The organism is Streptomyces aurantiogriseus (genome assembly GCF_014649375.1).
GTDB lineage: Bacteria > Actinomycetota > Actinomycetes > Streptomycetales > Streptomycetaceae > Streptomyces > Streptomyces aurantiogriseus.
Genome location: NZ_BMSX01000011.1, coordinates 224,318 through 235,973, shown reverse-complemented (window position 1 = coordinate 235,973; position 11,656 = coordinate 224,318). Strand labels below are relative to the sequence as shown.

Sequence of the window (11,656 nt, the reverse complement as noted above, 5' to 3'; positions counted from 1 at the left end):
TGAAGGAACTTCTCCATGAACGACACGCAGAGCACCGGACTGTCCCGGCGCACCCTCCTCCAGGCCGCCGGTGCCACCGCCGCCGCGTACTCACTGATCGGCGCGGCGACCGGTACCGCGAGAGCCGACGACACGCCCGGAACGCCCGACAAGCTGGTGGTGTACCCCATCCCCAGCGGGGTCCCGACCAACTCGAGCTTCACCGTCAAGGCCCGTACGCCGGGCGGCGCCTGGCAGACGGTGCCGGTCTACCGGGCCAGGGCGAAGCAGATCGACGCGAACACGGGCAGCGGCCCGGTCTTCAACTCCTCCGTCGCCACGTTCGACTTCGACGGCACCGTCGAGGTCGCCGTCACCTCGTCCAAGGGAGCCATCGGCTCCGCGCGGATCCGCCCGCTGTCCTACGGCACCCAGTTCACGGTGGACGGCGCCACCGTGAGCTTCACCCTCACCGAGCCGCGCAACCTCTCCATCGAGATCGACGGCGAGATCTTCAACAACCTGCAGCTGCACGCCAACCCGATCGAGTCGAACGCGCCCGACCCCGACGACCCGGACGTCATCTACTTCGGCCCCGGCCTGCACAGGACCACCGACAACGTGGTCAAGGTGCCCAGCGGCAAGACGCTCTACCTGGCCGGCGGTGCGGTGCTGACGTCCCGGGTGGAGTTCGTCAACGTCGAGAACGCCCGCCTGCGCGGCCGCGGCGTGCTGTACAACTCGCCGAGCGGCGTCCTGCTCCAGTACTCCAGGAACATCGAGATCGACGGCATCCTGGTGCTCAACCCGAGCAGCGGATACTCGGTCACCGTCGGCCAGTCGCAGCAGGTCACCGTCCGCAACCTGCACTCCTACAGCCACGGCCAGTGGGGCGACGGCATCGACGTCTTCTCCAGCGAGGACGTCCTCATCGAGGGCGTCTGGATGCGCAACTCCGACGACTGCATCGCGATCTACGCCCACCGCTGGGAGTACTACGGCGACTGCCGCAACATCACCGTCCGCAACTCCACCCTCTGGGCGGACGTCGCGCACCCCGTCAACGTCGGCACGCACGGCAACACCGACAAGCCGGAGACCATCGAGAACCTCGTCTTCAGCAACATCGACATCCTCGACCACCGCGAACCGCAGATGGACTACCAGGGCTGCATCGCGCTCAACCCCGGCGACAGCAACCTGCTGCGCAACGTCCGCGCCCAGGACATCCGGGTGGAGGACTTCCGCTGGGGTCAGCTGATCAACATGCGGGTCATGTTCAACAAGTCGTACAACACCTCCGTCGGGCGGGGTATCGACGGGGTGTACATCCGGAACCTGACCTACACCGGGACGCACGCCAACCCGGCCGTCATGGTCGGCTACGACGCGGACCACGCCATCAAGAACGTGACGTTCCAGAACCTCGTCATCAACGGCAAGTTCATCGGCAACGGGATGAAGAAGCCCGGCTGGTACAAGTTCACGGACATGATGCCGGCGTACGCCAACGAGCACGTGCTGAACATGCGGTTCCTGAACTCCACCGAGGCCACGTCCGCCAAGGCGCCCGAGATCACCAGCCCGGACCAGGCCACGGGGACCAAGAACCAGGTCTTCAACCACCTGATCACCGCCGGCGAGCTGCCGACGTCGTTCAACGCCGAGGGGCTGCCGAAGGGGCTGGAGATCGACACCGCCACCGGTCTGATCTCCGGGACCATGCGGGACAACGTCGGCGCCTTCCCGGTCACCGTCTCGGCCACCAACAGCGTGGGCACCGCGACGCAGACCCTCACGCTCACCGTCCAGCACGCGTGACGCGGCCCTTGCGAACCATGGAGTCACCCGTGCTTCCTCTCAGCCGACGGTCCTTCCTCGGCGCGGCGGGGCTCGTGGTCGCGGCCGGAGGCGGACTGCTGTCCGCCTCCGCCGCGGCGGCGTGGGCCCAGGACGACAAGACCCGGCTGCGGGCCTTCACCCACCCCGGACTGCTGCACAGCGCCGCCGACCTCGCGCGCATCAAGTCCGCGGTCGCCGCGCAGGAAACGCCCATCTACAACGGTTACCTGGTGTTCGCGGCCCACGCCCGCTCGAAGGCCACGTACACGATCCAGAACACCGGCCAGATCACCTCCTGGGGCCGCGGCCCCACCAACTTCCAGAACCAGGCCGTCGCCGACTCGGCCGCCGCCTACCAGAACGCGCTGATGTGGTGCGTCACCGGCAACCGTGCCCACGCCGACAAGGCCCGGGACATCCTCAACGCCTGGTCGGCGTCCCTCACCGCGATCACCGGAGCCGACGGCCCGCTCGGCGCGGGTCTGCAGGCCTTCAAGTTCGTCAACGCGGCCGAGCTGCTGCGCCACAGCGGCTACGACGGATGGGCGGACGCCGACATCGCCCGCTGCGAGCGGTCCTTCCTGGACGTCTGGTATCCGGCGGTATCCGGTTACATGCTCTACGCCAACGGCAACTGGGACCTGACGGCCCTTCAGTCCATCCTGGCCATCGGCGTGTTCTGCGAGGAGCCCACGCTCTTCGAGGACGCCCTCCGGTTCGCCGCGGCCGGCGCGGGCAACGGCAGCGTGCGCAACCGCGTCGTCACCGACGCGGGACAAGGGCAGGAGAGCGGCCGCGACCAGGGCCACGAACAGCTCGCCGTCGGCCTGATGGGCGACGCCGCCCAGGTCGCCTGGAACCAGGGCGTCGACCTGTGGGGCTTCGACGGCCACCGCATCCTGGCGAACGCCGAGTACGCCGCCCGCTACAACCTCGGTGGCGACGTTCCCTTCACCCCCGACCTCGACCGCACCGGCAAGTACATCAAGACGACCGTCTCCAACAAGGGCCGCGGCACCCTGTCGCCGGTCTACGAGATGTACTACGCCCACTACGCCGGCGTCCGCGGCCTCGACGCCCCGTACACGAAGGCGGCCGTCTTCCGCGGCACGGGCGGCGCCCGCGTCGTCGAGGGCAGCAACGACGACCTGCCCGGCTTCGGCACCTTCACCTACGCCGGCACGCAGGCTCCCGCACCGACCGCGCCGACGGCCCCGGCCGGCGTCACGGCAGTCGGCGCCGACCGGAGCGTCACGGTGACCTGGCTGCCGTCGGCCTGGGCCGACACGTACACGGTCCTGCGGGCCGACGTGGCCGAGGGCCCGTACGAGAAGATCGCGTCCGGGGTCGACGGTACATCGTATACAGACGACGGTGTGCGGGCGGGCCGCGCCTACTACTACACCGTCACCGCCACCAACATCCACGGCACCAGCGACAGTTCCACCTGGGCGGCGACCACCGCCGGCCTCCCCGCCCCCTGGTCGACCCAGGACGTCGGGGCCGTGCAGGTCCCCGGCACCGCGCTCTTCGACGGCGAGCGGTTCGTGCTGGAAGCGAGCGGCACCGCCGGCACATACCGGGTGGCGCACCTCCCGCTGCCCGGCGACGGCACGGTCACCGCGCGCATCGTGTTCCCGCTCAGCTCGCAGTACTCGAAGATCGGCGTCACTCTTCGCGACTCCCTCGACGCGGACGCCGCGCACGCGTCGATGCTGATCCAGGGCCTGCCGCTGCACACCTGGAGCGGCGTGTGGACCGTACGCCCGAAGAGCGGGGCACCGGTGTCCGCCACCGGCAGCACCCCCGTGCCGCCCAGCCAGCAGCAGGCGATCACCACCAGCGCCTCCTTCCCGATCTCCGACCTGGGCGAGCTGCCCGAGTCGGCGACCCCGCTCGAGGCCCCGTACGTCGAGGGCGCGGGCGACGGCTACCGGCTGCGCATGCCGTACTGGGTGCGCGTCACCCGCAAGGGCCGGCGCTGCACCGGGGCGATCTCCCCGGACGGCGTCGACTGGACCGAAGTGGGCTCCAGTGAGGTGGAGCTGGGACGCACCGCGTACGCGGGCCTCGCCCTCACCTCCTGCCTCGGTGTCGACGAGGGCTACGCCGAGACCGGCACCGGTGCCTTCGACAACGTCACCGTGACGTCGTCGGCCACCGGTGAGGTGTGGAGCACGCCGCGCCCCCGGCGCACCGCCGGCGACCTGCGGGCGACCGCCGGCGCCGACGCCGTGGAGCTGGCCTGGACCGACCCGGACCTCTCGGCCCGGTACCGGGTGCTGCGGGCCACCGCCGCGGACGGCCCGTACCGGACCGTCGCGACCGGTGTGGGCCCGGTCGGGTTCGGCACCCGCATCCGGTACGCGGACGCCACGGGTACGCCCGGCACGACGTACCACTACGCCGTGGCCAAGTCCAACGGCGGCGGACGCGGGCCGCTCTCGCAGCCCGTCGCCGCGACGATGCCGACCCCGTCGGTCCCGGAACCCACCTCCGCGACCACCGCGTTCGCGAACACGGGCGTGCCCTTCCGGTATCTGCTGCGGGCCTCCCACGAACCCGTGCGGTTCACCGCGGACGGTCTGCCGGAGGGCCTGCGCCTCGACAAGCGCACCGGGCTCGTCTCCGGAACGCCCACCGAGACCGGCGAGTTCACCGTCACCACCACCGCGGGCAACGCCGCCGGCGACGCAACCGGCACGCTGAGGCTCACGGTCGGCACCCCGCCGCCCGACCCGTGGACGTACGGCGACCTCGGTGACGTGGTCCTCGACGACCGCGCCTTCGGGACCTTCGGGGTGGTGGCCGTCAGGACCCCCGGCAGCACGGCGTACGAGGACGGGACCCTCGTCGTCCGCGGTGCCGGGACCGACCTGAACGTCAACGGGCAGGGGATGACAGGTCAGTTCGTACGGCAGCCGGTCACCGGTGACTGCGAGGTCACCGCACGGCTCGTCTCCCGCGAGGGGGCGAGCGGCGACCGGGTCGGACTGCTCATGGCCAAGTCCCTGTCACCGTTCGACCAGGCCGCCGGAGCGATCGTCACCGGCGGCACCACCGCGCAGCTCATGCTGCGCAAGACCGTGGCCGGCGCCTCCGCCTTCTCCGGCAACGGCACGGTCACCCTGCCCACCCTGCTGCGGCTGAAGCGCACCGGGACCGCCTTCAGCGCAGCCTTCTCCACCGATGACGGCGTCAACTGGACCCCCCTCGCCGCGGGAGAGATCCCCGGCTTCGGTGACGCCCCCTACTACGTGGGCCTCGTGGTCTGCTCGCGCAGCCCCCTGGTCCGCAGCACCACGCGATTCAGCGAGGTGAGCATCACCCCCGTGTAGATCGAGCGGATTGGAGCCGCACCGCTATGAGCCGCACTTCCCCCCACGAGCAACTCCACAGCGGCGAGGTGAGCCGCCGCGGTCTTCTGAAGACCGCCGGCGGCGTCACCGCCGCCCTCGCCCTCGGCGCCACGGCCACCGCCACCACGGCCGATGCCGCCCCGGCGACCTTCACCCACCCCGGCATGCTGCACAACGCCGGCGACATCAACCGCGCCAAGGTCAGGGTCGCGGCGGGCACCGACCCCTGGCTGTCCGGCTGGAACAGGCTGGTCGCCAACTCCCACTCCCAGTCCACCTGGACGCCCCGCGCGACGGCGACGATCATCCGCGGCGGCACCGGCGAGAACTACTCACTCCTCTACAACGACATCGCCGCCGCCTACCAGAACGCCCTGCGCTGGCAGGTCGGCGGAACCTCTGCCAACGGGGACTGCGCGGTGCGCATCCTCAACGCCTGGGCGAACACCCTCACGTCCGTCACGGGCAACGCCGACCGGTTCCTGGCCGCCGGGATCTACGGCTGGCAGTTCGCGAACGCCGCCGAACTCATGCGCGGGTACGCGGGGTTCGACCTCGCCAAGTTCCAGACGATGATGAAGAACGTCTTCTACCCGCTCAACAACCAGTTCCTGAACAACCACAACGACGCCTGCATCACCAACTACTGGGCGAACTGGGACCTGTGCACCATGGCCTCGATCATGGCGATCGGGATCCTGTGCGACGACGGCGCCAAGTACGACCAGGCCGTGAACTACTTCAAGACCGGCGCCGGCAACGGCTCCATCCAGCACGCGGTGCCGTTCCTGTACAGCAACGTCGAGGGCTACGACCTCGGCCAGTGGCAGGAGTCCGGCCGCGACCAGGGCCACACCGTGATGGGCATGGGCCAGATGGGCGCGCTCTGCGAGATGGCCTGGAACCAGGGCGACGACCTGTACTCGTACGACGGCCGCCGCTTCATGAAGGCCGCCCAGTACGTCGCCAAGTACAACCTGGGCAACAACGTGCCCTTCACCACCTACACCTGGGGCAGCGGCCAGAACTGCAGCCAGCAGTCGCAGACGGTGATCAGCTCCGCAAGCCGCGGCCAGGTCCGCCCGGTCTGGGCGATGCTCCACTACCACTACAACCGGCGCCTGTACCTGGACGACAAGTACATCTCCCAGATGTGCTTCTCCGCCGCCCCCGAGGGCGGCGGCGGGGACTACGGGTCCACCAGCGGCGGCTACGACCAGCTCGGTTTCGGCACCCTGATGTACGCCAAATAGCCCTGCGTGAGGCTCGTGCACCGGAATACCGGGCGCCGCTGTGGTGCTCTGGTGTCACTGGTGCACGAGCGCGGCGAAGGGCTGGTGGGCAGATGACGGCAGGCCGGACGAACCCCGTGACGAGGCCCCACGCGGACCCCGTGGTCAGCACTCCGTACGGTGCCGTACGCGGCCGGTACGAGCACGGCGTCGCCGTCTTCCGGGGAATCCCGTACGCGGCACCCCCCTTCGGGCCCCGCCGGTTCCGGCCGCCCGAGCCGCCCGAGCCCTGGGACGGGGTGCGTGACGCGGGCGCCTTCGGGCCGACGCCGCCGAAACCGCCGTACTCCGAGGCCTTCGCGCAGTACCTGTCCGACCCGGTGGTGCCGGGGGACGACTGTCTCAACCTCAACGTCTGGACGCCCGAGCCCGGGCCGGGCAGTCGGCTGCCGGTCCTGGTGTGGTTGCACGGCGGGGCGCTGACCAGGGGTTCCTCGGCGGTGCCCGTGTACGACGGGCGGCACTTCGCGCGGGACGGGGTCGTGTTCGTCTCGATCAACTACCGGCTGGGCGTGGAGGGCTACGGCCTGTTCCCGGACGCCCCCGCCAACCCCGGTCTGCGTGACCAGCTCGCCGCGCTGCGCTGGGTGCACGAGTCGATCGGGGCCTTCGGCGGCGATCCCGCACGGGTCACCCTGGCCGGGCAGTCGGCGGGCGCCATCAGCATCGGCGCGCTGATCGCCGCCCCGCAGGCGCAGGGACTGTTCCGGCGGGCCGTCCTGCAGAGCGGGCCGCCGGAGGCCTTCGAACGGGACAAGGTGCGGCGGATGGTCCGCCGGATGGCGAACCGGCTGAGGATCCCCGCCACCGCGGAGGCCTTCGCCGCCGTCGACCGCGAGCTGCTGCTGCGCACCCAGGCCGAGATCGGCAGACTCAGCAGCCCGGTCCTGGGCGGGCCCGCCTTCGGCATCGTCATCGACGGCGACCTCGTCCCGCGCGACCCCCTGCAGGCCCTCGTCGACGGCGAGGCGGCCCGCGGCGCGGACCTGCTGCTGGGGTGGACCCGTGACGAGTACCGGCTGTGGCTGGTGCCGGGCGGCCTGCTGGAACGCGTCGACCGCCTCGGCGCCGTCGCCCTGGCCGGCGCCATGGCCCGCTGCCACTGCGGCCACGAGGTGCCGCGCGGCTACCGTGCCCTGCATCCCGAGGCCGGCACCGCCGAGACCGTCGGCCAGATGGTCACCGACCACCTGCTGCGCCTGCCGCTGCGGCGGCTCGCGGACGCCCGCCCCGGCTCGTCGTACGTGTACGAGTTCGCCTGGCCGTCGCTGCGGCCCGGCCTCGGTGCCTGCCACGCGCTGGAGCTGGGCTTCGTCTTCGACACCGGGGACGTACCCGAGGCCGCGAAGCTCGCCGGCGAGGGCGCCCCGCAGGAGCTGGCCGACGCGATGCACGGGGCCTGGGTGCGGTTCGCGGCGACGGGCGACCCGGGCTGGGAGGCCTGGGACGCGACGCATCCGGTGCGTGTCTTCGGCGAGGGCGGGGCCGGGGATGCGGGCGACAGGATTTCGTATACGGCATACGGTCCGCGGGATGTCGAGCTGGCCCTGTGGGCCACCGGCAGCACGACCGCCGAACCCACGGTCCCCGTGTCGCCGGACCCGCTGATTGCCCGCTCCCTGCGCACCACCGAACTGCGCTCGGCGGTCCGCCGCCTGCGCCGCGCCGGGGGAGTCCGCCGCCACTGACGGCCCGACGCCCCGCACCCGCACACCGGTCCCCTGGGGAGCGCCGACCTCACCGCCCCGCCCGTGACCCCTTCCCCACCCCCGCCACCGAGTCCCGCACCACCACATGGGTCCCCAGCAGCAGGTGCTCGCCCGGCGCGTCCGGGGACCGGCCCAGCACCGTGCGGACGGCGAGGCGGCCGAGCTCCTCGTAGGGGACGTGGACCGTGGTCAGGGCCGGGTGCAGGTCGCGGGCGAACGGGATGTCGTCGTAGCCCGCCAGCGACACGTCACCGGGCACGTCCAGGCCCGCCTCGTGCAGGGCGGTCAGCGCGCCCGCCGCGACCATGTCGGTGGCGGCCACCACGGCCGTGAACTCCAGGCCCTGCTCCAGGGCCCCGCGCATCAGGCGGTACCCGGAGTCGCGGGTGAAGTCGCCGTGCAGGATCAGCGCCGGGTCCGGGTCGAGGCCGCGGGCCCGGTGGGCGCCGGTGTAGCCGCGCTCGCGGCCCAGCGCCGTGGTGTGGTCCGGCTTGCCCCCGAGGAGCAGCACCCGCCGGTGCCCCTGGGCGAGGACGTGCGCGACCAGGGCGTAGGCGCCGCCCTCGTTGTCGTACTCGACGACCGTCACCGGCGCCCCCGGCCCCAGCGGCGGGCGCCCGCACAGCACGAGCCGGGAGCCGGCCGCGGCCAGCGAGTCGGCGATACGGCGGGTGCGCTCGCGGTATTCCGGGGTGTCGGCGGCGCCCCCGACCAGGATCACGGCGGCGGCCCGCTGGGCGCGCATCATCTCGACGAACTCCAGCTCGTGCCGCACGTCGCCGTCCGTACTGCACACCAGGCACAGATGCCCGAGCCGCGTCGCCTCACGTTCCACGCCGTGCGCCATGTGCGCGAACGACGGCCCGGTGATGTCCTCCAGCACGAACGCCAGCGTCGGCGTCCCCGCCCCCGCGACGGCCTTGGCCCGCGCGTCCGCGACGTAGTCCAGCTCGCGCACCGCCCGCAGCACCCGCGTCCGGGTCTGTGCGCTCACCGGATACACCCCGCCGAGGACCCGCGACACCGTCGCCGCGGACACGCCCGCCCGGGCCGCCACGTCCCGGATGGTGCTGCGCGTCGCGTCCCCGCTCTTCCTCGTCATCCCGCCCCTCCCTCGGAAACCCGGCGGGAACCGGTTTCCCGTGCGGAGGCTAGCAGCGGGTGGACCGCCCGAGCAGGGGCCGTGCGGTCGTCAACCTCCGCACGGCCGTGCAGGGTTACGCCGTCGCCAGCGTCCGCGCGATCGACGCGACCGCCTCCGGGCCCACCCGGCAGCACCCGCCGATCAGCCGGGCGCCCGACTCCCGCCAGCCCAGGACCTGTTCGGGGGCGAAGGTGGAGCGGCCGATCCAGGCGCGGGCCTCGGCGTCCCAGGCCTCACCGCTGTTGGGGTAGACGACGACCGGCTTGCCCGTCACCCGCGCCGCGATCGCCACGGCGCCCTCGACGTCCTCGGGGGCACAGCAGTTCACGCCCACCGCGATCACCTCGTCCACGTCGGCGGCCGGGGCGAACGCCTCCTCCAGCGGCTGCCCGGCCCGCGTCCGGCCGCCGGCGATGCTGTACGACAGCCAGGCCGGCACGCCGAGCCCGCGCACCGCCCGCAGCAGCGCCTCGGCCTCGTCGGCGTCGGGCACGGTCTCCAGCGCGAGCACGTCGGGTGCGGCGGCCGCCAGCACCTCCAGGCGGGGCCGGTGGAAACGTTCCAGCTCGTCCACCGTGAGGCCGTAGCGGCCGCGGTACTCGGAGCCGTCCGCGAGCATCGCCCCGTACGGGCCCACCGACGCCGCCACCCACAGCGGCTGCGTGATCCCCTTGTCCCGGGCCTGCCGGGCGGCTTCCCGGGCCAGTTCCACGCTCAGCGCGAGCAGCCGGGCGGCCTCCTCGCGGCCGATCCCGCGCCTCGCGAACCCCTCGAAGGTGGCCTGGTAGCTGGAGGTGATCGCCACGTTCGCGCCCGCCTCGAAGTAGGCGAGGTGCGCCTCGGTGATCGCCTCGGGCCGCTCGGCGAGCAGCCGCGCCGACCACAACTCGTCGCTCAGGTCGTGCCCGGCGGACTCGAGCTGGTTCGACATGCCGCCGTCGAGGACGACGGCTCCGGAGGCGAGCGCCTCGGCGAGGGTGGGGGCCTGCGGGGAAGGGGTGTCGCTGGTCATGACCCGACGCTAGTCGAACAGGCGGGGGACGGCCCGGTGTGTCCAATACATGAACAATGCGCCCATGATGTGGGACGCGCTTCGTCGATCACACCCCTCCCCGTCCCGTTCCCGCGTCTAGTCTGGGCGGGTGACCGACATCGCCTCCCTGGACGTGGAAGCCCGCGAGGTCTTCGGGGCCGCCGGTGCCGGCCGCGCCGTCGTCGAGCCCCTCGTGCACAACCCGAAGAACGGCGTCACCGCCGGCGTGTGGCGGGTGCGCGCCGGGGAACGGTCGGCGGTGCTGAAGGTGCTCACCCGCACCAAGAAGGCCGAGGGCCGCTGGGCCGCCTCGGACGAGCCCCGGCACTGGAACCACTGGCGCCGCGAGGCCCACGTCTACGAGTCCGGCCTCGCGCGGCTCTGGCAGCCGTACGGCATCCGCGCGCCCCGGCTGCTGGCCTGCGTCGAACGGCCCGACGGGGACGTGGCGCTGTGGCTGGAGGACGTGCCGGGCGAGCCCGCCACCGCCTGGACGGTCGACCGGCACGCCGAGCACGCCCACCGGCTCGGCGCGGCACAGGGGGCCGTCGGTGCGATCGACCGGCCCTGGCTGACCCGGCGCTTCCTGCGCCAGTACGTCGAGAGCAACACCCTCGGCCAGGAACTCCTCGACGACGACGAGGCCTGGCAACAGCCTCTGGTCCGCGACCACTTCCCGCCCGGCCTGCGCACGGCCATGGTCCGCCTCCACCACGACCGGGAGTGGTTCCTCCAGGTGATGGAGGGCCTCCCACGCGCCCTCAGCCACCTCGACCTGTGGCCCGCGAACGTCCGCGCGGACGGGGCCGACGGCGCGGACCACCGCCCGGCCTCCGTCGCCTTCGACTGGGCCTTCGCCGGCGACGGCGCCCTCGGTGAGGACCTCGGCAACTACCTTCCCGACACCGTTTTCGACCTGTTCCTCCCGGCCGCCCGCCTCCCCGCGTACGCGGCGGCGGCCTACGACGCCTACCTGCACGGCCTGCGGGAGAGCGGGTGGCGGGGCGACGAACGGCTCGTACGGCTGGGGGTGTGCGCGTCGGCCGTGAAGTACGACTGGCTCACGGCCCTGATGCTCGCGCGGGCCGGGGAGGAACAGCTCGACTACGGGGGCGGACGCACGGTGCCGGCGGAACTCCGTTACCGGGAACGCGGGTCGGTGCTGGAGTTCCTGGCGGGCTGGGCGGCCGAGGCGCGGCGGCTGGCGCCGGAGGTGGGTTTTCCGGAAGCGCCGAGCGGCCGTTGACGACGCGGCGGCCGCCACGGTCGTAGCCGCCAAAACCGCCCTGGCCGCGGAC

General features: G+C 72.3%; 7 protein-coding genes. 5 read left to right on the top strand and 2 right to left on the bottom strand.

Going from position 1 to position 11,656, the window contains the following annotated elements; genetic code table 11:
* The first annotated feature begins 15 nt into the window (after window positions 1-15).
* From IE263_RS23820 to IE263_RS23805, 4 genes are all read left to right on the top strand, one after another.
* Window positions 16-1,800 (top strand): Ig domain-containing protein, encoded by a 1,785-nt coding sequence (locus tag IE263_RS23820; protein ID WP_189939765.1) that lies wholly within the window; start codon window positions 16-18, stop codon window positions 1,798-1,800.
* Window positions 1,801-1,829: 29 nt separating this feature from the next.
* Complete coding sequence (locus tag IE263_RS23815) at window positions 1,830-5,159, top strand: alginate lyase family protein (RefSeq protein WP_373312055.1); 3,330 nt, start codon at window positions 1,830-1,832, stop codon at window positions 5,157-5,159.
* 26 nt (window positions 5,160-5,185) lie between these two features.
* Window positions 5,186-6,433 carry an alginate lyase family protein gene (locus tag IE263_RS23810; protein WP_189939763.1) on the top strand — a complete coding sequence of 416 codons (1,248 nt, stop codon included), beginning with the start codon at window positions 5,186-5,188 and terminating at the stop codon, window positions 6,431-6,433.
* Window positions 6,434-6,525: 92 nt separating this feature from the next.
* Entirely contained in the window at window positions 6,526-8,160 is a 1,635-nt protein-coding gene (locus IE263_RS23805) for a carboxylesterase/lipase family protein (RefSeq protein WP_189939762.1), read from the top strand.
* A 49-nt stretch (window positions 8,161-8,209) separates the two neighbouring features.
* Here IE263_RS23805 and IE263_RS23800 read toward each other — a convergent pair whose 3' ends face one another.
* Both IE263_RS23800 and mmuM read right to left on the bottom strand, forming a co-directional pair.
* Complete coding sequence (locus tag IE263_RS23800) at window positions 8,210-9,283, bottom strand: LacI family DNA-binding transcriptional regulator (RefSeq protein ID WP_189939761.1); 1,074 nt, start codon at window positions 9,281-9,283, stop codon at window positions 8,210-8,212.
* A gap of 115 nt (window positions 9,284-9,398) precedes the next feature.
* A complete protein-coding gene (mmuM, locus tag IE263_RS23795; protein ID WP_189939760.1) occupies window positions 9,399-10,337 on the bottom strand; it encodes a homocysteine S-methyltransferase in 939 nt (312 codons plus the stop codon).
* Between the two features lie 130 nt (window positions 10,338-10,467).
* Here mmuM and IE263_RS23790 point away from each other — a divergent pair, with 130 nt between their 5' ends.
* On the top strand, window positions 10,468-11,604 hold the full coding sequence (locus IE263_RS23790; protein WP_189939759.1) for an aminoglycoside phosphotransferase: 1,137 nt from the start codon (window positions 10,468-10,470) through the stop codon (window positions 11,602-11,604).
* Window positions 11,605-11,656 lie beyond the last annotated feature (52 nt).